21 protein-coding genes are annotated in these 20947 nt (G+C 65.3%); 14 read left to right on the top strand and 7 right to left on the bottom strand.

Annotation, left to right across the window (positions count from 1 at the left end; translation table 11 throughout):
• Positions 1 to 76: 76 nt before the first annotated feature.
• The 6 genes from EN869_RS19775 (at position 77) to lpxK (ending at position 5802) form a co-directional block, all read left to right on the top strand.
• Positions 77 to 1420, top strand: a complete 1344-nt coding sequence (locus EN869_RS19775; protein WP_127227405.1) for a TldD/PmbA family protein — start codon at positions 77 to 79, stop codon at positions 1418 to 1420.
• Positions 1407 to 2216: a 3'(2'),5'-bisphosphate nucleotidase CysQ gene (locus EN869_RS19770; protein WP_127227406.1), complete on the top strand. Its 810-nt coding sequence runs from the start codon at positions 1407 to 1409 to the stop codon at positions 2214 to 2216. The genes EN869_RS19775 and EN869_RS19770 overlap by 14 nt, the downstream gene beginning before the upstream one ends.
• Before the next feature lie 75 nt (positions 2217 to 2291).
• Positions 2292 to 2537 carry a DUF4170 domain-containing protein gene (locus EN869_RS19765; protein WP_127227407.1) on the top strand — a complete coding sequence of 82 codons (246 nt, stop codon included), beginning with the start codon at positions 2292 to 2294 and terminating at the stop codon, positions 2535 to 2537.
• Positions 2538 to 2542: 5 nt separating this feature from the next.
• Positions 2543 to 3322 carry a lysophospholipid acyltransferase family protein gene (locus EN869_RS19760; protein WP_127227408.1) on the top strand — a complete coding sequence of 260 codons (780 nt, stop codon included), beginning with the start codon at positions 2543 to 2545 and terminating at the stop codon, positions 3320 to 3322.
• Complete coding sequence (waaA, locus tag EN869_RS19755; protein ID WP_127227409.1) at positions 3319 to 4635, top strand: lipid IV(A) 3-deoxy-D-manno-octulosonic acid transferase; 1317 nt, start codon at positions 3319 to 3321, stop codon at positions 4633 to 4635. The genes EN869_RS19760 and waaA overlap by 4 nt, the downstream gene beginning before the upstream one ends.
• Positions 4636 to 4773: 138 nt before the next feature.
• Positions 4774 to 5802, top strand: coding sequence for a tetraacyldisaccharide 4'-kinase (gene lpxK, locus EN869_RS19750; RefSeq protein ID WP_127227556.1), 1029 nt, complete (start codon positions 4774 to 4776; stop codon positions 5800 to 5802).
• Here lpxK and EN869_RS19745 read toward each other — a convergent pair.
• Both EN869_RS19745 and EN869_RS19740 read right to left on the bottom strand, forming a co-directional pair.
• The gene (locus EN869_RS19745) at positions 5781 to 6659 is read right to left on the bottom strand and encodes a glycosyltransferase family 92 protein (protein ID WP_127227410.1); all 879 of its coding nucleotides are present in this window, start codon (positions 6657 to 6659) and stop codon (positions 5781 to 5783) included. The two genes, lpxK and EN869_RS19745, sit on opposite strands and share 22 nt — an antisense overlap.
• 55 nt (positions 6660 to 6714) lie before the next feature.
• On the bottom strand, positions 6715 to 6948 hold the full coding sequence (locus tag EN869_RS19740; RefSeq protein WP_040986608.1) for a DUF2093 domain-containing protein: 234 nt from the start codon (positions 6946 to 6948) through the stop codon (positions 6715 to 6717).
• A gap of 113 nt (positions 6949 to 7061) precedes the next feature.
• Between EN869_RS19740 and EN869_RS19735 the strand changes: the two genes are divergently transcribed.
• Positions 7062 to 7658, top strand: a complete 597-nt coding sequence (locus tag EN869_RS19735; RefSeq protein ID WP_127227411.1) for a hypothetical protein — start codon at positions 7062 to 7064, stop codon at positions 7656 to 7658.
• 39 nt (positions 7659 to 7697) lie between these two features.
• Here EN869_RS19735 and EN869_RS19730 read toward each other — a convergent pair whose 3' ends face one another.
• Entirely contained in the window at positions 7698 to 8624 is a 927-nt protein-coding gene (locus EN869_RS19730; RefSeq protein ID WP_127227412.1) for a LysR substrate-binding domain-containing protein, read from the bottom strand.
• Between the two features lie 90 nt (positions 8625 to 8714).
• Between EN869_RS19730 and EN869_RS19725 the strand changes: the two genes are divergently transcribed.
• The gene (locus EN869_RS19725; protein ID WP_127227413.1) at positions 8715 to 9608 is read left to right on the top strand and encodes an EamA family transporter; all 894 of its coding nucleotides are present in this window, start codon (positions 8715 to 8717) and stop codon (positions 9606 to 9608) included.
• A gap of 196 nt (positions 9609 to 9804) precedes the next feature.
• Here the strand turns inward: EN869_RS19725 and mutL are convergent, their stop codons facing one another.
• Together mutL and EN869_RS19715 are read right to left on the bottom strand one after the other, a co-directional pair.
• Positions 9805 to 11679, bottom strand: a complete 1875-nt coding sequence (gene mutL / locus EN869_RS19720) for a DNA mismatch repair endonuclease MutL (protein ID WP_127227414.1) — start codon at positions 11677 to 11679, stop codon at positions 9805 to 9807.
• A 45-nt stretch (positions 11680 to 11724) separates the two neighbouring features.
• Positions 11725 to 12627 carry a LysR substrate-binding domain-containing protein gene (locus EN869_RS19715; RefSeq protein ID WP_127227415.1) on the bottom strand — a complete coding sequence of 301 codons (903 nt, stop codon included), beginning with the start codon at positions 12625 to 12627 and terminating at the stop codon, positions 11725 to 11727.
• Positions 12628 to 12717: 90 nt separating this feature from the next.
• Here EN869_RS19715 and EN869_RS19710 point away from each other — a divergent pair, with 90 nt between their 5' ends.
• The 5 genes from EN869_RS19710 to EN869_RS19690 all read left to right on the top strand — a co-directional run bounded on the left by EN869_RS19710 (position 12718) and on the right by EN869_RS19690 (position 18036).
• Positions 12718 to 14268 carry a trimethylamine methyltransferase family protein gene (locus EN869_RS19710; protein ID WP_127227416.1) on the top strand — a complete coding sequence of 517 codons (1551 nt, stop codon included), beginning with the start codon at positions 12718 to 12720 and terminating at the stop codon, positions 14266 to 14268.
• Positions 14269 to 14324: 56 nt separating this feature from the next.
• Positions 14325 to 15974 (top strand): ABC transporter substrate-binding protein, encoded by a 1650-nt coding sequence (locus EN869_RS19705; protein WP_127227417.1) that lies wholly within the window; start codon positions 14325 to 14327, stop codon positions 15972 to 15974.
• A gap of 93 nt (positions 15975 to 16067) precedes the next feature.
• Positions 16068 to 16541 carry a DUF3828 domain-containing protein gene (locus EN869_RS19700; protein WP_127227418.1) on the top strand — a complete coding sequence of 158 codons (474 nt, stop codon included), beginning with the start codon at positions 16068 to 16070 and terminating at the stop codon, positions 16539 to 16541.
• 4 nt (positions 16542 to 16545) lie between these two features.
• Positions 16546 to 17133: a hypothetical protein gene (locus EN869_RS19695; RefSeq protein ID WP_127227419.1), complete on the top strand. Its 588-nt coding sequence runs from the start codon at positions 16546 to 16548 to the stop codon at positions 17131 to 17133.
• A 33-nt stretch (positions 17134 to 17166) separates the two neighbouring features.
• Positions 17167 to 18036 carry an alpha/beta fold hydrolase gene (locus tag EN869_RS19690; RefSeq protein WP_127227420.1) on the top strand — a complete coding sequence of 290 codons (870 nt, stop codon included), beginning with the start codon at positions 17167 to 17169 and terminating at the stop codon, positions 18034 to 18036.
• A gap of 4 nt (positions 18037 to 18040) precedes the next feature.
• On the opposite strand, the gene queF is transcribed toward EN869_RS19690, so the two are convergent.
• Complete coding sequence (gene queF, locus EN869_RS19685) at positions 18041 to 18502, bottom strand: preQ(1) synthase (protein WP_127227421.1); 462 nt, start codon at positions 18500 to 18502, stop codon at positions 18041 to 18043.
• Positions 18499 to 18840, bottom strand: coding sequence for a hypothetical protein (locus EN869_RS19680; RefSeq protein WP_127850869.1), 342 nt, complete (start codon positions 18838 to 18840; stop codon positions 18499 to 18501). The genes queF and EN869_RS19680 overlap by 4 nt, the downstream gene beginning before the upstream one ends.
• On the opposite strand from EN869_RS19680, the gene EN869_RS19675 reads away from it, so the two are divergent.
• Positions 18830 to 20875 (top strand): NADH:flavin oxidoreductase, encoded by a 2046-nt coding sequence (locus EN869_RS19675; protein WP_127227423.1) that lies wholly within the window; start codon positions 18830 to 18832, stop codon positions 20873 to 20875. The two genes, EN869_RS19680 and EN869_RS19675, sit on opposite strands and share 11 nt — an antisense overlap.
• Positions 20876 to 20947 lie beyond the last annotated feature (72 nt).

The following is a 20947-nucleotide window of genomic DNA, read 5'->3' as shown; positions in this document are numbered from 1 at the left end:
TCCATGATGGTGCGTCAGCATCCACAGCCGGCCGGGTTCGCCCTGACGGACTGCTTGAACAAACAGGACCAACCGCATGACCGATAAGCTCGACGCAGCGAAATTGACTGATCGCGTCGCGGCCCTCGTCGAGGCCGCCAGGCGCGCCGGCGCCGACGCGGCCGACGCCGTGGCGGTGCGCGGCCGCTCCACCGGCGTGTCGGTGCGGCTGGGCAAGGTCGAAGGCACCGAATCCTCGGAAAGCGAGGACGTTTCGCTGCGCGTCTTCGTCGGCCAGCGCGTGGCGAGCGTCTCGGCCACCGCCGCTTCCGATCCAAACGCGCTTGCCGAGCGCGCCGTCGCCATGGCCAGGGTCTCGCCCGAAGATCCGTTCCAGGGCCTCGCCGATCCGGCGCTGCTTGCCCGCAATTTGCGCGATCTCGATCTCTTCGACCCGACCGAGGTTTCGGCCGACCAACTGAAAGAGGCCGCCCTTGCCGCCGAAGCGGCGGCATTGGCTGTCAAGGGCGTCACCAATTCCTCGGGCAGCAGCGCCGGCGCCGGCTTGGGCGGCCTGGTTCTTGCCACCTCGCACGGCTTTGTCGGCCAGTATGTCGCCTCGCGCTTCTCGCGCTCGACCAGCGTCATTGCCGGCGAGGGCACGGGAATGGAGCGCGACTATGAATTCTCCTCGCGCCAGCATTTCGCCGATCTCGACGCACCGGAAGACATCGGCCGCAAGGCCGGCGAACGCGCCGTGCGACGCCTCGGCGCCCGCAAGGCCGCGACCGGGCCGGTCGACGTCGTGTTCGATCCGCGCGTTGCCCGCGGCATTGCCGGCCATCTCGCCGGCGCCATCAACGGCGCGTCGGTCGCGCGCAAGACCAGCTTCCTGCGCGACATGATGGGCAAGCAAGTAGCGTCGGCCGCGATCACCGTCACTGACGAGCCTTTGCGGCGGCGCGGCCAGGCCTCGCGGCCCTTCGATGGCGAAGGCGTCGAGGGCGACAAGCTCCTGATGGTCGAGAAGGGCGTGCTCAATCACTGGTTCCTGTCGACCTCGGCCGCGCGGGAGCTCGGCCTTGTGACCAATGGGCGCGGCTCGCGCAGCGGCTCGTCCGTCTCGCCGTCCTCGACCAATCTTGCCATCGAGCCCGGCGAGCGTTCGCCGGAAGAGCTGATAGCGTCGCTGAAAAGCGGCTTCTATGTCACCGAAGTGTTCGGCCAGGGCGTCGACATGGTGACCGGCGAATACAGCCGCGGCGCCTCCGGCTACTGGATCGAGAACGGCGCGCTGGCCTATCCGGTGGCTGAGGTGACGATTGCTTCCAACCTGAAGACGATGTTCCTCAACATGGTGCCGGCGAGCGATCTCGACCGCAATTTCGGCACGGCCGCGCCGACGCTCCTGATCGAAGGAATGACCCTTGCCGGTGCTTGACCAACTGACATCGAGCGCGGCCGCGGAAGATCTCGCTCTGCTGCGCGAGGCGGCCCGCGAGGCCGGTCTCATCGCCATGCGCTATTTCGGCAACAACCCGCAGGTGTGGATGAAGGGCGGCACCTCGCCGGTGAGCGAGGCCGACCATGCGGCGGACGCCTATCTGCGCGAGACCTTGCTCAAAGCGCGCCCGGATTATGGCTGGCTGTCGGAAGAGACCGCCGACGATCATGCCCGGCTGTCGGCCCGCCGCACCTTCGTCGTCGACCCGATCGATGGCACGCGTGGCTTTCTCGATGGCCTGCATTCCTGGTGCGTCAGTGTCGCCGTCGTCGAGGACGGCCGCTCGCTCGCCGGCGTGCTCGAATGCCCGGCCAAGCACGAGACCTATTGGGCGCTGCCGGGCGAGGGCGCCTATCTCAATGACAGGCGCATCCATGTGCGCCCGCTCGGGCAGGACGTCGATATCGGCGGACCCAAGCCGCTGGTCGACTTGATGCCGGAAGTCTGGCACGACCGGCTGCGGCGCACGGCCTACATTCCGTCGCTCGCCTACCGGCTGGCGATGATTGCCGCCGGCAAGCTCGACGCGACCTTCGTCAAGCCGAGCGCGCATGACTGGGACATCGCCGCCGCCGATCTCATCCTCACCGAAGCTGGCGGGGCCTTGCTCGACCGCCACGGCAAGCCGCCGCGCTATGCCGGCGAGGTGATCAATCACGGCGCACTCGCCGCCGGCAGCGGCGACCTGCTCGGCGTGCTCACCGGCGTCATTGCCGGACTTGACCAAGGGTGAGGCGGTCGGCGGTTCCAAAACCGCCCGCTTTGGTCTAGACCTGTCACAATTCATGAATGCGCGAAAAGGATCGGCATGACCGTGGAAGACGGAAAGAAGCAGCTTTTGCACCTGGTGTTCGGCGGCGAGCTGAAAAAGCTGGGTGGAACCGAGTTCCGTGATCTCGACTCCCTCGACATTGTCGGCATCTATCCCGACTATCAATCCGCGCTTGGCGCCTGGAAGGCCAAGGCGCAGGCCAGTGTCGACAATGCCCATATGCGTTATTTCGTTGTGCATCTGCACCGTTTGCTCGATCCAGAATCGAAGGTCGGCGGTTGACGTCGATGGAGCATGAAGCGGTGAAAGGGGCGACCGGGCGGCGCTCCGCCCGAAGCGGCGGAACGCGCACGCTGTGGCGGCGCATCCGCGAGCCTTTGGCGCAGTCGAATTTCGTCAAGAATTTCATCGCCAGCCTGTTCGCCTGGTTCATACGCCTGATTCGCCTCACCAGCCCGCTTGTCGAAGGCTCGACCCAGGTTGCCGGCGGCGCCTACGCGCATCTCGAGCCCGGCATCATCGCGCTGTGGCACGGCCAGCATATTCTGACCCCCGCCTATTACCCCAAGGGCCGGCCGCTGGTCGCCATGGTTTCGCGCAGCGCCGACGCCGAGCTGCAGGCGCTGATGATCGAGAAATTCGGCATCGAGGCGGTGCGCGGCTCCGGCGGCCGCGACAGTTCGAGGCACCTCGACAAAGGCGGCGCCAAGGCCTTGATCGCGCTCAAGAAAGCCCTCGTCGCCGGCAAGAACGTCGCCATGATCGCCGACATTCCGCACGGCACGCCGCGCGATGCCGGCATGGGCATCGTGCTTCTGGCAAGGCTTTCGGGCCGGCCGATCCTGCCCTCGGCCATCGCCACCAGCCGCCGCAAGGTGCTGGAAAAGAGCTGGGACAAGACCACCGTCAATCTGCCTTTCGGCCGCTCCGCGGTGATCGTCGGCGCGCCGGTCTTCGTGCCGGCCGATGCCGACGATGACGAGATGGAGCGCAAGCGCCAGGAGGTCACAGCCTCCCTCAATGCCGCCATAGCCGAGGCCTATCGCCTTGTGGACGGCACCAAATGAGCGAGCGCTGGGCGCGTGCGGCGCTGACCGCCTATCGCTATGCGGGGGCGGTCGCCTATCCGCTCGTCGGTCCCTATGTCGCCTGGCGCGCCTCGCGCGGCAAGGAGGATCGCGCCCGCCGCCGCGAGCGTTACGGCGTCGCCGGCCGTCCCCGGCCGGAAGGGCCGGTGATCTGGATCCATGCCGCGAGCGTCGGCGAGACGATCGCGGTGGTGCCGCTGGTCGAGAGCATCCTCGGCTATGGCGTCAATGTCGTCCTGACCACCGGCACCGTGACCTCGGCCAAGGTGGCCGACGAGCGCCTCGGCAACCGCATCATCCACCAGTATGTGCCGCTCGACCTGAAACCGGCGGTGAGCCGCTTCCTCGATCACTGGCGGCCCGAACTGGCGATCATCGCCGAATCGGAAATCTGGCCGATGACCATCCTGGAGCTTGGCGCCCGCAACGTGCCGCAGGTTCTGGTCAATGGCAGGTTGTCCGATCGCTCCTTCATGTCCTGGAAGAAGCGCGCCAGCGTTGCCGAGGCGCTGTTCGAGAACCTCGCACATGTCATCGCACAGTCGGATGTCGACGGCGAGCGGTTCCGCGCGCTCGGCGCCCGGCCGGTCACCGTTTCCGGCAATCTCAAGGTCGACACCAATCCGCCGCCGGTCGACGAGCGGGCCTTGGCCACTCTGCAGCGCCAGATCGGCGCCCGCCCGACCTGGGCGGCGATCTCGACCCATGACGGCGAGGAGGTCGTGGCCGCCGAGGTCCATGCCAGCCTGCACAGGCGCCATCCGGGGCTCCTGACCATCATCGTGCCGCGCCATCCCGATCGCGCCGATGCGCTTGCCGCGCAGATTTCCGGCATGGGACTGACGGTCGCAAGGCGCAGCAAGGGCGACCGCATTTCGTCCGACACCGATATTCTGCTGGGCGATACGATCGGTGAGATGGGCCTTTACCTGAGGCTTACTGAGATCGCCTTCGTCGGCCGCTCGCTGACGTCGCAAGGTGGCCAGAACCCGCTCGAGCCTGCGATGCTCGAAACCGCGGTGCTTGCCGGCCGCAACGTGCAGAATTTCCGCGAGGCCTATCAGCGTCTGCTCGACAGCGGCGGCGCCAAGCTGGTGCGCGACCGCGACATGCTGGCCGGCGCCGTCAATTTCCTTTTGACCAACGAGGCGGCGCGCCACGAAATGATCGCGGCGGGCGCGGCCACGGTCGACGAGATGCGCGGCGCGCTTGCCCGCACACTAAAATCGCTGGAGCCCTATATCCAGCCGCTGGTTGTCAAGGCGCGTCTGAAAGGCGCGAACGGGCGCTAAAGCAAATTCCAGGAAAAGCGCTTAACGGTTTTCCGTCCGGAATTGCGTAAACAAAGGGATGAAGCGAATGACGCCAAAAATCGGAGCCGGTTTTTGGGAAAGCTCATGCGCGAAGCCAAGCCGCACGGGACAGTCGCGATGACCAGCGAAGCGCCGCCCTTCTGGTGGGAAAAGCCGGACTGGCGCGTCTTCGCGCTGTCGCCGGCCTCGGCGGTTTACGGCCTGGTCGCCGGCCGCCGCATGCGCCATGCTCCGCGGGAGAAGGTCGCGGCGCCCGTGCTTTGTGTCGGCAATCTTACCGTCGGCGGCAGCGGCAAGACGCCGGTCGCCGTTGCGCTCGCCAAAGAGGCCAGGCGCATGCAGCTCACGCCCGGCTTCCTGTCGCGCGGCCATGGCGGCTCGTTTGCCCAGCCGCATGTCGTCGATGCATCTCACGACGCCGCCAAGCATGTCGGTGACGAGCCGCTGCTTCTGGCCGAACATGCGCCGGTCGCGGTGACGCCGAACCGCGCCGCCGGCGCGAAGCTGCTCATTGAGCAACATGGCTGCGATTTCCTGATCATGGATGACGGTTTCCAGTCGGCGCGCGTCCATATCGACTACGCGCTGGTCGTGGTCGATGCCCGCTTCGGCGTCGGCAACGGCCGCGTCATCCCGGGCGGACCGCTGCGTGCCAAAATCGTCGATCAGCTGGTCTTCACCAGCGGCTTGCTGAAGATGGGCGAGGGGGCCGCAGCGGACGGCGTCGTGCGCCAGGCGGCGCGCGCTGGCCGGCCGATCTTCCTGGCGCATGTCGAGCCGGCTGATCCCTCGCGCTTTGCCGGCGGCCGCTTCCTTGCCTTCGCCGGCATCGGCCATCCGGAGAAATTCTTCGACACAGTGCGCGGTGCGGGCGGCGAGGTCGCGCTGTCGCGCGCCTTTCCGGACCATCATTTTTACGCTCAGGACGAGCTTGCCGATCTTCTGACGCTCGCCCGGCAGGAGGGGCTGCGCCTCGTCACCACGGCAAAGGACGCCGCGCGGCTGCGCCACGGCCAGACGCCCGCCGGCTTCCTCGATCACCTGGACGTGCTCGACATCGAGGCGGTGTTCGAGCTCGATCACGTGCCCGGGCGCATCATCGACGAGACGCTCGACGCCTGGCGTCAGCGCAAGATGCGAGGCTGAGCGGGGCGCCGCACTGCCTCGGCCCGCCGCACCGCCTCCAGGATCGTCTTGTCACGCTCGACATTGAGCTTGCTTTCGAAAGCGAAATACCAATCCCTGTCATTCTGGACGGCGAACGCCGCGTCGCCGCGCCGATATTTCCGGTCGAGGTCGGCCAGCGATCGTGACCAGTAATGATTGATCCTCAAGACATCGAATTGGGGAGCCATATCGGGCACGATGGTCCGTCGATGGGTATCCTTCCCTTCGCCTGACCAGAATTTGCAAAGATGAACACCCACCTTGTAGACCATGCGCGGGTTGACGATTGTCTTGGCGGTCGTGACGTCAGGTCCGGCTCGCATCGTGTAGGCTTCAATCACCGGCCCCTGTGGCCGCTCGACATGGCCGGAAGAGCCATAATACGCATGCCAGACGCAGACGCCGGGCAGGTCGCGGTAGGCCTCGAGCACTGAGGGAACGTCACGCCCGTCCGGTGCGAAGAGGAATTCGTCGATGTCGATCAGCGCGATCCACAGTGCTTCGTGCCAGCGCCTGCAGATACAGTCTTGATAGGCCGACAATTGCCCCTGCGGCCGCGGCCAGTCGATCAGCGTGACGAGCCCTTCCCGGATGAACGGCTCCAGCACCGTTTTGAAGTCGTCGGTCGAGAAGTTGTTGTAGAGATAGAAGTGCTCAAATCCGACATTGCGGTGGAAGGTGATCCATTCGGCCAGGAAAGGTGCTTCCTCACGAAAAATCGCGCAGGCCGCCAGTTTGAATCGGGGGCTCTTCGACACCGACCGATCGCGCAATCTCGCACGAAAGACGAGCGGCAGTCGGATGAGGGCCTTGATAGAATTCTTGAAAGTTTTCAACGCGGTATCCTGCGCAAATTAATGCTAGCCGCAACGGCGCCGCGGGCGCGCACGACTATCCCCGCTTGCGCAATTCCGGATGCATCTCGATCTCGCGGGCGAGCGAGACCGCCGCGTTCACATAGGGCTCCTGCCGGGCGACGCTCCAATATTTGAGCTCGTCGAGGGGGATGTTCTCGCCCGTCACCGCGCAACGCACGAAAGAGCCGGGACTGGTGACCTGGAAGTCGCCGTCGAGATAGCGGATCCGGGCTTCCCTGCCGCCCGGGCCTTCGAAACGGTTCATCATGAAAGGGTACTTGAGTTCATCGGGTTTCAATCGCCACAAATCGCAAGCAACGTCAAGCTTGACGCAATGCTCGTGCACTATGGCTGATCGCAAAATGGTTTTCGGAAGCCGGCATGGACATTACCTCGACCCGCTTGAACACGCTGATCGGCGAAGCGCTCACGCCGCAGCCGGTGCCGTTGCCCAAGGCCGATCCGGCGACGACGGCTTTGATCAAGACGCTTGTCCAGCCACCGGCGCCGCCGAGCGCGCAGGCGGCGCAGTTCGCGGCCCAGGCGCTGACCAGCCCCTTGCAGGTGCCGCCTGCACGGCCCTCGCAGCGTTCATCCTTCAACCCGGTCGAGGACGCCTACCGGGCGATGATGGAACCGGATAGCGACGCCGGGGATACCCCGGCAAGGACGCCGCAGGGTCGGCCGCTCGCCGGTGCCGAGAATGGTCCACGCGCCAATGCCACGGCTCAACCGCTCGCCACGGGCAGCGCGGCCGCGCCTGTCATGCCGCCGCCGTCGGTTGCGGCCGGAGCGCTCTCTTCGCCTGCGCTGGTCGCGGCCAACGCCAACGTGCCGCGACCCCGTGGCGCCGGCGGCCGCCCTGCCGGTCATGCGCCGCGCTCCGAGTCCGCGCCGGTGTCGCTGTGGACGATATCGGTCGTCACCGCCATCGTCTCGGCCGTGACCGCCACGATCATGGTTCTGCTGCTTCGCTGATCCAGCTTAAAGCTGTCTCCCGAAAGCGGGACCTCGCTTTTAGTCGTCGTCCTGCAGGAAGGCTTCGAGCTTTTCCGGGGCAAGCCCGGCCTGCTCGGCAATGCGTCTGGCAAGGTCAGCGGCCGCGGCACGCGGCCGGCCGACCGGGCGGTCCATCCAATAAGACACCGGATTGAGCACGACGCGCTCATCGACGGCAACGATACGGCCGGACCGGAGCTGGTCCGCGGTCAGCGGCGGCCGCGCCAGCGCGATGCCCAACCCATGCGCCGCCGCGTCCAGCACCAGATTATAATCCTCGAAGCGCCGGTCCTGCGGGCGCGGGCGGTAATCGACGTCTTGCGCGGCAAACCAGGCGCGCCAGGCCGAAGCGTCGGAATCGTTGATGAGCGGGAATTTCAGCAGCCGGGCAGGGTCGCCGCCTCCGATCTCCTTGGCGAGCTCCGGCGAGGCGATCGGGAAAATATGCTCCTCGAAAAGCTGCACCGAGACGCGGCCTGGAATGCGTCCGCGCCCGCAGCGCACCGACAGGTCGATGCCTTCGTCGGCAAGATCGGCCTGGCGGTTGTCGACATCGAGCACGATGCGCAGCCTGGTCGGATGGTTCTCCAACGCAGCCATGCGCGGCATCAGCCACAGCCCGCTGACCGAGGGGATCGAGGCCAGCCGCACCACGGCGGTGCCGCGCGGCTCGACCCAGCGGTCGGAGTTGAATGAGATCAGCGCGAAGGCCTCAGCGGTCCTCAAGTGCAGGCGGTTGCCCTCGATCGTCAGCGTCACGCCGCGGGCATTACGCTCGAACACTTTCAAGCCCAGCCAGCCTTCCAGCTTGGCGATCTGCCGGCTCACCGCGCCATGGGTGAGGTTGAGTTTTTCGGCCGCCGCGGAAAAACTTCCCGTGCGCGCCGCCGCGTCGAAGGCGCGCAGGGTTTCGAGCGGCAGTATCTGGTCAGAGCTGTGATCCATGCTCACAGCTGACTCTCGAATTGGTCGTTTGTCAATTGGCCTCCCATAGCGTTTTCTGCCTCCATGACACAGAAAGACGAGGCTACGACAATGAGCGCTTACACCGGCACGTTGAATGAGACACAGCGCGTGGACGGCACGGCGGCCATCGCGGTGGCGCTGACGGTGCTCGGCTGGGCCTCGGCCTTCCCGGCGATCCGCGCCGGCCTTGCCGCCTTCCAGCCGCTGGAGCTCGGCGCGCTGCGCTTTGCCATCGCGGCGGTCCCAGCCGCCATCTTCCTGGCGGTGAAGCGCCCGGCGCTGCCGAGGCTAGACGAGCTGTGGCGCTTCGCCTTTGGCGGCGCGATCTTCGTCGCGCTCTACACCGCCATGCTCAATTTCGGCGAACTGACCGTCTCGGCGGGCGCGGCCGGCTTCATCATCAATGTCAGCCCGATCTTCACGGCAATCATGGCCATGGCACTGCTTGGGGAGCGCTTTTCCAGCATCGCCTGGCTGGGCACCGTCATCTCGTTCACCGGCATCGGCATCATCGCCGTCGCCGACGGACACGGCCTGCATTTCAACACTGGCGCGCTGCTGGTGCTGGGCTCCGCTCTCTGTTCAGCCGTCAACACCATCGTGCAGAAGCCGCTTTTTGCCCGCCATCATCCGCTGACGATCTCCGCCTCCAACATGGTGCTCGGCGCGCTCTGCCTGTCGCCCTTCCTGCCCGAGGCATTTCGGCAGGCCGCCGTCGCCGACAATGCCGGCCTGGGCGCCGTCATCTATCTCGGCATCGTGCCCTCGTTGATCGCCTATGCCGCCTGGGCGACCGCTTTGTCGCGCTTGCCCGCCGCCCGCGCCTCGAACTTCCTCTACTTGGTCTCGCCGACCTCCGCGCTGATCGGCTTCTTCTGGCTGGGCGAAGTGCCGTCGCTGCTCGGCATCCTCGGCGGGGCCCTGGCGCTGGGCGGCGTGATCGTGGTGAATTTGAAGCGGTAGATCAGGGGCTGGGTAGTCCTTAACTCAAGAAAAGGGCCGCTTCGAGCGGCTCTTTTCTTGCCCCCTCATCCGGCCGCTTCGCGGCCACCTTCTCCCCGTCGGGGAGAAGAGGCTGGCGCGGTCGCCGAAAAACTGCTCTCACCATCGCGGAGAGGTCAGCCGAGCGAAGCGGAGGCTGGGTGAGGGGGCTTAGCGCTCACCTTCGTCCAAACAGCCGCTCGATATCGGCGAGCTTGAGCTCGATATAGGTCGGGCGGCCATGGTTGCAGGTGCCGGAGCCGGGCGTCGCCTCCATCTGGCGCAGCAGCGCGTTCATCTCCTCGGCCTTGAGCAGCCGGCCGGAGCGCACTGAGCCGTGGCAGGCCATGGTGGCGGCGATCTTGTCCAGCCGCTCCCTCAGCGTCTCGACCGTGTCGTTGTCGGCGATCTCGTCGGCGAGGTCGCGCACCAGCTGCTGAACATTGGTTTCGCCCAGCATCGACGGCGTCTCGCGCACCGCCACCGCGCCGGGGCCGAAGCGTTCGAGGCCGAGGCCGAATTTGGCGAGCGTGTCGGAATGCATGGCAAGCCGCTCGGCGTCCTCTTCGGGCAAGTCGACGATCTCGGGCAAAAGCAGCATCTGCGACGGGACGGCGCGCGAATGCAGCGCGTTCTTCAGCGCCTCATAGACCAGCCGCTCATGCGCGGCATGCTGGTCGACGATGACGAGCGAATCCCTGGTCTGGGCGACGATATAGTTCTCATGCACCTGCGCGCGCGCTGCGCCCAGCACCATGCCGAGCAGCGCTTCGGCCGGCTCGGCGATGCCCGGGCGGCCGTCGGCACTGGCCAAAGGCCCGGTGTCGAAGGCCGCCTGGTCGTTCTCCGCAAAGCCATTGCGCTGATGCTTCGCCTCGCCATAGCCCATGTCGAGCGGCCGCTGAGCTGAGCGCAACGGATCGAAGCCGCTGGAACCGGAAGCATGATAGGCGGCTTCGTAGCTGCGGTGTCCGGAGGTCGGGCCGGGATGCGAATAGGGCGCAGCGCTCTGCCGGAACGCCGCCATCATGCCGGCGGCGCCCGTGGTCGCCGCGCGGATGCCGGCGCCGGCCAGCGCTTCGCGGATGGCGCCGACAATGAGCCCGCGCACCAGGCCCGGATCGCGGAAGCGCACATCGGCCTTGGCCGGATGCACGTTGACGTCGACGGTCGAAGGATCGAGCGACAGGAAGAGCACCGTCACCGGATGCCGGTCGCGCGGCAGCACATCGGCGAAGGCGCCGCGGATCGCGCCGGCGATCAGCTTGTCGCGAACCGGCCGTCCGTTGACATAGGCATATTGCTGCAGCGCGTTGGCACGGGTGTAGGACGGGATCGAGACGTGGCCGGCCAGATGCACGCCCTCGCGCATGGCGTCGATGGCAATCGCATTGTCGGGGAAATCCTTGCCCATCACCTGCGCGACGCGGGCGAGCCGACCCTCTGGCGTGTCGCTGGTTGCCGGCAATTCCAGTGTCGAGCGGTCGGCGCCGGCAAGCGTGAAACGGACAGCGGGAAAGGCGATCGCGATCCGTCTCACCACGTCGCTGGTGGCCGAGCTTTCGGCCCGCTCGCCCTTCATGAATTTGAGCCTGGCCGGCGTGGCGAAGAAGAGGTCGCGCACCTCGACCGTGGTGCCGCGATTGGCCGCCGCGGGCTTCACCGGCGAGACGCGGCCACCGTCGATGCCGATCTCGGCCGCGCTGTCGCCGCTTGCCGTGCGCGAGCGGATCGACAGCCGCGCGACGGACCCGATCGAGGGCAACGCCTCGCCGCGAAAACCGAGCGAGCGGATGTCGTGGATGTCGTCGGACAGCTTCGAGGTGCAATGCCGCGCGATCGCCAGCGCCAGTTCCCGCTCGGGAATGCCCGAACCGTCGTCGGTGACGCGAATGAGGTTGAGCCCGCCGCCGGCGGTGACGATCTCGACGCGCGACGCACCGGCATCGAGCGCATTCTCGACCAGCTCCTTCACCACGCTCGCCGGACGCTCGATAACCTCGCCGGCGGCGATCTGGTTGATCATCGTTTCGGAAAGCTGGCGGATGGGCATGCGGCGATTATAGGCGGATTCGAACGGCGTGGGGGAGGGGCAAGTTCACGCCTGCGCCACCAGCCAATCCCTGACCCTTCGCGCATTGTCGCTGAGCTCGCGGTTCTTCGGCCAGATGACGTGGAAGCCGATACCGGTCCGCATGACATGATCGGTGACCGGCACCAGCAGCCCTGAGGCCACCAGGCGCTCGACCAGATGCCGCCAGCCGAGCGAGATGCCCTGTCCCTCCATCACCGCCTGGATTACCAGCGCATAATCGTTGATGCGCAAGCCGCGCTCGGCATTGCGCAGGCTGGTGCCGGCCGATGCGAACCATTCGTCCCAGGTCGGCGCCTCACGATAGGGCTCCTCGAGATGGATCAGCCGGTGCGTGGCCAGTTCCTCGACCGTCCTCGGCTTGCCGATTTTGGCGAGATAGCTGGGGCCGGCGACCGGGAAGATTTCTTCGTCGGACAGTGACAGCGAGTGATAGTCCGGCCAGTCGCGCGGCACGCCGCCGCGCACGCCGAGTGGGATGCCCTCGGCGATGATGTCGAGGTCGCGGTCGGCGGTCTGGATGCGCAGGTCGACGCCTGGCAGTTCGTCGCGGAATTGCTGCAGGCGCGGCATCATCCAGAACGAGCCGAAGGCGGTCGAGGCCGCAAGCGTCACATGCCCGCCGGTCGCCTGCAGGCGAAGGTCCTCCGCCGACTTGCGGATATGCGACAGGCCGAGCGAGACGTCGGCATGGAAACGCTCGCCCGCCTCCGTCAAAACCACCTGGCGATGGCGCCGCTGGAAGAGCTTGGCGCCGAGCTGCTCCTCCAGGCCGCGCACCGCATAGGAGACGGCCGCCTGGGTCATGCCGAGCTCGCGTCCGGCGGCGGTGAAGCTCGACAGCCGCCCCGCGGCTTCGAAGACGATCAGGCTGCCGGCGGAGGGCAGGAGGTGGCGCAGGCTTCGCATAAGGTGAGCTTATACAAGAGATCAGGATTTTCCAGCATCACATCCATATTTCGTCTCGCTAACTTGGTTGGGCGGGAAGAAGGAGACCCCATGAACGCACCGGCCGTTGAATTGACCGAACAGACCCACCGCCGCGGCGGCGGCCGGCTTGGCCGCAAGGCGCTGAGAAGCGCGCCGATAGCGTCCTTCCCGACCCTCGTGCGCAAGATCCCCGCCTATGAGATCGTGCCCGACGAGGCGGTGGAACTCATCCACGAGGAATCGCTCAAGATCCTCGAGGAGGTGGGTTGCGAATTCCGCGACGACGGGGCGATCGAGCTCTGGAAGGCCGCCGGCGCCGATGTCAGGCAAACGCGCGTCCGCATCGACCGGGCGCTCTTGATGGAACTGGTCTCGAAGGTTCCGCCGGAGTTCACGCTTCATGCGCGCAATCCCGAGCGCACCGTGCGCGTCGGTGGCAAGAACTCGATCTTCGTGCCGATGTATGGCGCGCCCTATATTCGCGACCTCGACAACCAGCGCCGCTACGGCACGCTCGCAGACCTCAACAATTTCCACAAGATGGCCTATATGGCGCCGGCGCTGCATTCCTCGAGCTCGGTCATCTGCGAGCCGATGGAGATCGCGGTGCCGAAGCGGCATCTGCACATCATCCATTCGGCGCTGAAGCATTCCGACAAGCCGTTCATGGGCATTGTCACGTCCAAGGAACGCGCCGAGGACACGATGGCGATGGCTGCAATCGTCTTCGGCGAGGACTTCGTGCGCGACAATCCCGTGCTGGTGGCGATCACCAACTGCAATTCGCCGCTGGTGTGGGACGCCACCATGATCGACGCCATGCGGGTCTATGCCAGTCACAACCAGCCGCTGATCCTGGCGCCCTTCGCGCTTTGCGGCGCCTCGACCTCGGCTTCCGCGGTCGGCGCGGTGGCGCAGGTCAATGCCGAGGCGCTGGCCGGCGTGGCGCTGACCCAGCTCATCCGTCCCGGCTCGCCGCAGCTCTACGGTCAGTTCATGGTCACCGTCGACATGAAGACCGGCGCGCCGATGGGAGGCACGCCGGAAGCCGCGCAGATGATGTATCTGATGGGCGCGCTGGCCAGGAAGTACAAGCTGCCCTGGCGCACCTCCGGCTTCCATGTCGGCTCCAAGCTCAACGACGCCCAGGCCGGCTATGAGGCGAACATGCTTATGCATGCCGCGATCCTTTCCGGCGCCAATTACATCTGGCATTCCGCCGGCTGGCTGGAAGCGGGGCTGACCTGTGGCTATTCGAAATTCGCCACCGACTGCGAGCAGCTCGTCGGCTGGTATAAATATGCCGGCGGCGTGCCCTTCGACGATTTCAAGGAGGCGATGGCGGCGATCCGGGAGGTCGGTCCGCAAGGGCATTTCCTCGGCACACAGCACACGCTCGAGCATTTCGAGAGCGCCTTCTTCATGCCCAATATCATGGACTTCAATTCCTTCGAGCAATGGAGCGCCGAAGGCGCGAAGGACCATGACACGCGTGGCCGCGAAAAGGCGCGCAGCATGCTGGCCGACTACCAGGAGCCGAAGCTCGATGAGAGCATCGCCGAGGGTCTCGCCGATTTGATCTCGCGGCGTGAGGAAAAGCTGCCTGACAGCGTTAGTTGATAGAGGCAGCCTGAACCAAATACGGGCGAAGACTCGATAAAAATGGGAGAACGACAATGACAATTTTCAGAAGCAACGGCGACCGGGTCCCGGCCGCGATCGAAGCGATGGCCGAGGAGGCGCGCGCCGGCCGTGTCGACCGGCGCGAATTCCTGGCGCTGGCCAGCGCTTTCGGCGCATCGACGGCTTTCGCCTATGGCATGCTGGGCCTCGCCGCGCCGACCAAGGCGCTGGCCGACGAGCCGAAGAAGGGCGGCACGCTGCATGTCGCCATGTCGGTCAAGGCGCAGAAGGATCCGCGCACCTATGACTGGACGGAGATGGCGAACGTCACCCGCTGTTGGCTGGAGCCGCTGGTGCGCTACACCCACCAGTTCACCTTCGAGCCGGTCCTGCTCGAAAGCTGGGACGTCAATGACGACGCTACCGAATACACGCTGCATCTGCGCAAGGGCGTCACCTGGAACAATGGCGATGCCTTCAACGCCGATGACGTGGTCGCCAATTTGAACCGCTGGTGCGAGAAGGGGGCTTCCGGCAATTCCATGGCCGCCCGCGTCGGCGCGCTGATCGATGCCAAGACCGGCAAGCCGAAAGATGGCGCGATCACCAAGGTCGACGATCACACGGTCAAGCTGAAGCTCAACGAAGCCGATATCGCCATCATCCCTGGCCTCACCGATTATCCGGCGCTGGTCGTGCACCGCGACTTCGACAAGGACGGCGCCGATCCGATCAAGAAGCCGATCGGCACCGGAGCGTTCGAGCTCGTGTCCTACGCGGTTGGATCGAAGGCGGTCGTCAAGCGCCGCGAGAACGGCAAATGGTGGGGCGGTGAGGCGCTCCTCGACAGCGTGGAGTTCATCGACTACGGCACCGACTTCAACGCCACGCTCAATGCCTTCGATTCCGGCGAGATCGACCTCGATTTCGAAACGCCGGCCGACTACATCGACCCGTTGGACAAGATGAATCTGGTAAAATCGGAGGTTGCGACGGCGACGACTCTCGTTGCCCGCACCAACATCACCCACAAGCCCTATGACGACAAGCGGGTGCGCAACGCGCTGCAGATGGCGGTCGACAACAATCAGGTCATGCAGCTCGGTTACAATGGGCGCGGCACGGTCGGTGAGAACCACCATGTCGCCCCGATCCATCCTGAATACTACCCGCTGCCCAAGAAGGAGCGCGACGCCGCCGGGGCCAAGAAGCTGATGGCCGAGGCAGGCCAGGCCGACTTCGAGCATGAGTTGATCACCGTCGAGGACGAATGGCAGAAGAACACCGGCGACGCCATCGCCGGCCAGTTGCGCGATGCCGGCATCAAGGTGAAGCGCACCGTGCTGCCGGGCTCGACCTTCTGGAATGATTGGACGAAATATCCTTATTCGATGACGATCTGGTACATGCGCCCGCTCGGCGTGCAGGTGCTGGCGCTGGGTTACCGCTCGGGCGAGGCCTGGAACGAGACGGCCTATTCCAATCCGGATTTCGACGCCAAGCTCAAGGAGGCGCTGTCGCAGATCGATGTCGCCAAGCGCAAGGAGGTGATGAAGGACGTCGAGACGATCCTGCAGGACTCCGGCGTCATTATCCAGCCGTTCTGGCAGAAGCTCTACTGCCACATGAACAAGAAGGTGAAGAACTATTCCATGCACCAGACCTACGAAATGGACTTCCAGAACGTCTGGCTGGATGCCTGAGCGCGGCTGGACTTCATGAGCCGCAAAAAAGGCGATATGCAGGATGCGTGGTGGCAAGCGTGCCGCCACGCCGCCGAACCCCGGAGATCCTGCATGAAGCCGATAGTGCTTGCCGCTGTCTTCTCGATTGCCTTGCCCGGCGCCGTGCTCGCCGGGCCGGCCTCCAACGCCGTGAAATTCTTCTACGTGCCTTCGGTGAAGTTCGAGGGAGACGCCAAATACCGCGACCGTTTCACCGAGCCGGTCACCAAGCTGTTCGAAGCCAACGACAAGGCCCAGAAGGAGAAGCCTGACGAAGTGTCCTGCCTCGACTTCGATCCCGGCCTCGATGCGCAGGATTTCGATCAGAAGACCCTGTCGAAGACGCTGAAGCTCACCGAGACCGTCAAGGGCGACACCGCCGAGGTGACGGCAAACTTCAATCTTTTCCCGGAAGGCGATGACTCCAAACGCGAAATGGTGTGGTCGCTGAAGAAAGTGGACGGCAAGTGGAAGATCGCCGACATCGCCTCCAAGACCAGCAGCTGGACGCTCAGCGCGCTGGAATGTGGCTCCTCGACGGAGTGACGCCGTGCTTCGCCGTCTCGTCCTCGCGCTGTCGGGCTTGTCGATGCTGTCCGGGGGACTGAACGGCGGCGCTTGCGCGCAGGGGTTGTTCGGCGCGCCGCCGCCAAAAGCCTCGTCCGGCGACAAGTCGCCGCCTGCGGTCGACACCCCGCCGCCGGCAGTCACGGAACCGCAGCCGGCGGAACCGGCGCCCGTCGCGCCTGTTTTGCCGGGATCGCCGACGGCGGTGGTGAAGCCGTTCTACGATCATCTCGGGCTGGAACTCGATCCGTCTCAGCGCAAGAACTTCGTCGATCCGGCCAAAACCGTGCTCGACAAGAGCGACGCGCTGCGCGCTTCGGGGCAGGGTGAATGCCTCGATCCCAACATGGCGCTCGACAATGCCGACTATGACAAGCTCGCCATCGACCGGAGTCTGCGCACCATCGAGGCCGTCAATGGCGAGGAGGCCAAGGTGGTCGTCGCCTTCGCCGTCGAGGGTCACCAGCACCGGCTGGAATGGAAGCTGAAGAAGGTCGGTGGCGGCTGGAAGATATCCGACCTTCTGTCGGTGACCGGCGAATGGGCGCTCAGCCAGTACCAGTGCGAGTGAGCTGCCGATGAAGGCGCTTCTGGGTCATTGCCAATGAAGTTTCGCGCTTTGCTCGCCCTGGCGCTGGCCGCGATGTGCATCGTTGGGGGCATCGGCACTTGGCGCGCCGGCACGATGCTGATTGCCCGGGAGCCTCGTCAGACCTTGACGGCGCCCGGCGATTTGCCCGTCGAGCGGATCGCACTCGATCAGCCCGGCACGCCCGAGCTTGTCGGCTGGGTGGCCGAGCACAAGGGTAGCTGCGGCGCGATCGTCCTGCTGCATGGGCGCGGCGCTAACCGGCTGGCGAATGTGCAAAGGGCGAAAATGCTGTTCGACGCCGGCTATTCCGTGCTCCTCTTCGACATGTCGGGTCATGGCGAGAGCGGCGGCACCGTCCAGGGCTTTGGCTACAGCGAAGGGCAGGATGCCGCCCGGATCCTAACCTATGCAAGGCAGCGTTTTCCCGGCCAGAAAATCGGCGCGCTCGGTTCGTCGCTGGGTGCCGCGTCGTTTATCTTTGCGACGCCGCAAGCACTGGCCGACGCCTATGTGCTCGAGCAGCTCTACGCGACCTTGCGCGAGACGACGGCCTGGCGCATGCCGTTCCATGCCTTGCGCAGCTTGCAGGCCGATATCCTGCTGGCACAGATGTCCGTGCGCCTCGGCTTCGGCGCCGACGACGTCAGGCCTGTCGACCGTATCGGCAAGATCGGCAAACCGCTGATCCTGCTGGCTGGCGGTGCCGATCCCTTCATCGATCGCGGGCAGGTAGCGGCCTTGCATGACGCCGCGCCCGCATCGCAGCTCGTCTGGTTCGAAGGCGCTGGCCATGTCGACCTGCTGCGCTACGATACGCCGCGTTATCGCGATGCGGTTCTGCCGTTCCTGTCAACGAATCTCTGCCAGGTCGGCCATGTCTGAGCGCTCAGCCTCTTCCGCGATAGGGCGCAACGCCCGTATCGGGCAGCCATACGTCCTTGGGCGGCGCGCCGGTCTGCCAGAAGACGTCGATCGGGATGCCGCCGCGCGGGAACCAGTAGCCGCCGACGCGCAGCCAGAGCGGCTTGGTCACCTCGACGATGCGGCGGCCGATCATCACCGTGCACTCCTCATGGAAGGCGCCATGGTTGCGGAACGAGGTCATGAACAGCTTCAGCGACTTCGATTCCACCAGCGTCTGGTCGGGTGCGTAGTCGATGACGATATGGGCGAAGTCGGGCTGGCCGGTGACGGGACAGAGCGAGGTGAATTCCGGGCAGGTGAAGCGCACGATCGCCGGCGGCCCGTCGCCGCGCTGGAATGGCACGGCCTCCAGGACCGCCTGTTCGGGGCTCTGTGGCGTCTCGACGTGCTTGCCGAGTTGGGTGAGGTTTTTGGCGTCGGTCATGGGCGGCTCCTTGCTGCCACCCAAAAAGTCCGAGCGGCAGGCAAAACAAAAGCGAAATTGCGCCGCAATCTTTCAGACGCGGCGGGTTCGGGCCGCTCAATAGCATCGGACCGAAAAGTGCGCAGCGGTTTTCGGACGAATCCGATGCGAGAAATGGAAGCAGCATCGGACCGAAAAGTGCGCAGCGGTTTTCGGACGAATCCGATGCGAGAAATGGAAGCAGCATCGGACCGAAAAGTGCGCAGCGGTTTTCGGACGAATCCGATGCGTGAAATGGAAGCGGGAGCGGCACGACGCTCCCGTGCAATTTGAAACGACAGGAAGACGATGACCAGCAACGACCCGCTTCTGCAACCCTACCAGCTCAAGCATCTGACGCTGAAGAACCGGGTGATGTCGACCAGCCATGAGCCGGCCTATTCCGAGGACGGCATGCCGAAGGAGCGCTACCGGCTCTACCATGCCGAAAAGGCCAAGGGCGGCATGGCGCTCACCATGACGGCGGGTTCGGCGATCGTCTCGCGCGACAGCCCGGCCGCCTTCGGCAACCTCCATGTCTATGACGACAGGATCGTGCCGTGGCTCGCCGAGCTGGCGGATGCCTGCCACGAGCATGACTGCAAGGTGATGATCCAGATCACCCATCTTGGCCGCCGCACCGGCTGGAGCAAGGCCGACTGGCTGCCCGTGCTTTCGGCTTCGCCGGTGCGCGAGCCGGCGCACCGCGCCTTCCCGAAGACCATCGAGGACTGGGACATCGAGCGCATTGTCGCCGACTATGCTTCCGCCGCCCAGCGCTGCCAGGCGGCCGGCCTCGACGGCATCGAGTTCGAATCCTACGGGCATCTGATGGATGGCTTCTGGTCGCCCTTGACCAACCACCGCGACGACGAGTTCGGCGGCTCGCTCGACAACCGGCTGCGCTTCACCAACATGGTGCTGGATGCGGTGCGCGCCGCGGTCGGTGAAAAATTCATCGTCGGCGCCCGCATGGTGGCCGACGAGGATTTCGAAAACGGCTTGTCGAAGGAGGAAGGCATCGAGATCGCCAGGCGTCTGGCCAACTCCGGCAAGGTTGATTTTCTCAACATCATCCGCGGCACGATCGAAACCGATGCCTCGCTGACCAAGGTCATCCCGGTGACCGGCATGCGGTCCTCACCGCATCTCGATTTCGCCGGCGAGGTGAGGGCGGCGACGAAATTCCCAACCTTCCACGCGGCGCGCATCTCCGATGTCGCCACGGCGCGCCATGCGATTGCCACCGGCAAGCTCGACATGGTCGGCATGACGCGCGCCCATATCGCCGATCCGCACATCATCCGAAAAGTGATGGAAGGCCGCGAGCACGAGATCAGGCCTTGCGTCGGCGCCACCTATTGCCTCGACCGCATCTATGAAGGCGGCGAGGCGCTGTGCGTCCACAATGCGGCGACCGGTCGTGAGGCCACGATCCCGCACATCATCGTAAAGAGCGAGGGGCCGAGGAAGAAAGTCGTGGTGGTTGGCGCCGGCGCGGGCGGCCTTGAAGCCGCGCGCGTCGCGGCGGAGCGCGGTCATCAAGTCACGGTGCTGGAAGCCTCCAGCCAGGCTGGTGGCCAAGTGCGGCTGGCAACCCAGAACCCGCGCCGCAAGGAACTGATCGGCATTATCGACTGGCGCCTCGCCGAGCTTGAGCGCCTTGGCGTCGAGATCCGCTATGACACTTGGGCCGAGAAGGATGACGTGCTGGCATTGTCCCCGGACGTGGTGATCGTCGCGACCGGTGGCGTGCCGCAGAACCCGCCACTGACGGCGGGCGACAATCTCGTCACCTCGAGTTGGGACATCATGGCCGGCAGCGTCAAGCCGGCCGACAACGTGCTTCTCTACGACGACAATGGCGGCCATCAGGGCATGGGGGCTGCCGAACTCATCGCCAACAGCGGCTCGAAGCTGGAGCTGGTCTCGCCGGAGCGCTTCTTCGCGCCGGAGATGGGCGGCATGAACCACGTGCCCTATATGCGCGCATTCCACGAAAAGGGCGTCACCGTCACCATCAACACGAGGCTGCGTTCGGTGCGGCGCGAAGGCAACCAGCTCATCGCCGAACTCGCCTCGGACTTCGCCGACGGCTGGCGCGGCGAACGGCGCGTCGACCAGGTGGTGGTCGAGCATGGCACGGCACCCCTCGACGACCTTTATCTGTCGCTGAAGCCTTTGTCGAAAAATGGCGGCGCGGTCGACTATGAGCGGCTGGTGAATGGCGGTGACATTTTCCCGTCGCGCAACGCGGAAGGCGGGTTCGTCGTATTCCGCATCGGCGACGCGGTCGCCTCGCGCAACATCCACGCCGCCATCTATGACGGTATCCGGTTCGGGATCAGAATCTGATCGTCGTCAAGTGGCGCGCAACGGGCCTTTGCAAGGAGAGCCACCTGCCGCTTTGGTCCGTTGCGCGCCGCG

The sequence above is a fragment of the Mesorhizobium sp. M2D.F.Ca.ET.226.01.1.1 genome (genome assembly GCF_004022705.2).
Classification (GTDB): Bacteria; Pseudomonadota; Alphaproteobacteria; order Rhizobiales; family Rhizobiaceae; genus Mesorhizobium.
Note: the sequence above shows the minus strand (reverse complement) of the source record. Positions and strands in the feature narration are given on the sequence as shown.

Excerpts from the sequence above, each read along its gene's own strand:
- EN869_RS19775 (WP_127227405.1), top strand. The coding sequence starts at position 77 with ATGACCGATAAGCTCGACGCAGCGAAATTGACTGATCGCGTCGCGGCC.
- EN869_RS19765 (WP_127227407.1), top strand. The coding sequence starts at position 2,292 with ATGACCGTGGAAGACGGAAAGAAGCAGCTTTTGCACCTGGTGTTCGGC.
- EN869_RS19760 (WP_127227408.1), top strand. The coding sequence starts at position 2,543 with ATGGAGCATGAAGCGGTGAAAGGGGCGACCGGGCGGCGCTCCGCCCGA.
- waaA (WP_127227409.1), top strand. The coding sequence starts at position 3,319 with ATGAGCGAGCGCTGGGCGCGTGCGGCGCTGACCGCCTATCGCTATGCG.
- lpxK (WP_127227556.1), top strand. The coding sequence starts at position 4,774 with ATGACCAGCGAAGCGCCGCCCTTCTGGTGGGAAAAGCCGGACTGGCGC.
- EN869_RS19740 (WP_040986608.1), bottom strand. The coding sequence starts at position 6,948 with ATGATGAACCGTTTCGAAGGCCCGGGCGGCAGGGAAGCCCGGATCCGC.
- EN869_RS19735 (WP_127227411.1), top strand. The coding sequence starts at position 7,062 with ATGGACATTACCTCGACCCGCTTGAACACGCTGATCGGCGAAGCGCTC.
- EN869_RS19730 (WP_127227412.1), bottom strand. The coding sequence starts at position 8,624 with ATGGATCACAGCTCTGACCAGATACTGCCGCTCGAAACCCTGCGCGCC.
- EN869_RS19725 (WP_127227413.1), top strand. The coding sequence starts at position 8,715 with ATGAGCGCTTACACCGGCACGTTGAATGAGACACAGCGCGTGGACGGC.
- mutL (WP_127227414.1), bottom strand. The coding sequence starts at position 11,679 with ATGCCCATCCGCCAGCTTTCCGAAACGATGATCAACCAGATCGCCGCC.
- EN869_RS19715 (WP_127227415.1), bottom strand. The coding sequence starts at position 12,627 with ATGCGAAGCCTGCGCCACCTCCTGCCCTCCGCCGGCAGCCTGATCGTC.
- EN869_RS19710 (WP_127227416.1), top strand. The coding sequence starts at position 12,718 with ATGAACGCACCGGCCGTTGAATTGACCGAACAGACCCACCGCCGCGGC.
- EN869_RS19705 (WP_127227417.1), top strand. The coding sequence starts at position 14,325 with ATGACAATTTTCAGAAGCAACGGCGACCGGGTCCCGGCCGCGATCGAA.
- EN869_RS19700 (WP_127227418.1), top strand. The coding sequence starts at position 16,068 with ATGAAGCCGATAGTGCTTGCCGCTGTCTTCTCGATTGCCTTGCCCGGC.
- EN869_RS19690 (WP_127227420.1), top strand. The coding sequence starts at position 17,167 with ATGAAGTTTCGCGCTTTGCTCGCCCTGGCGCTGGCCGCGATGTGCATC.
- queF (WP_127227421.1), bottom strand. The coding sequence starts at position 18,502 with ATGACCGACGCCAAAAACCTCACCCAACTCGGCAAGCACGTCGAGACG.
- EN869_RS19675 (WP_127227423.1), top strand. The coding sequence starts at position 18,830 with ATGACCAGCAACGACCCGCTTCTGCAACCCTACCAGCTCAAGCATCTG.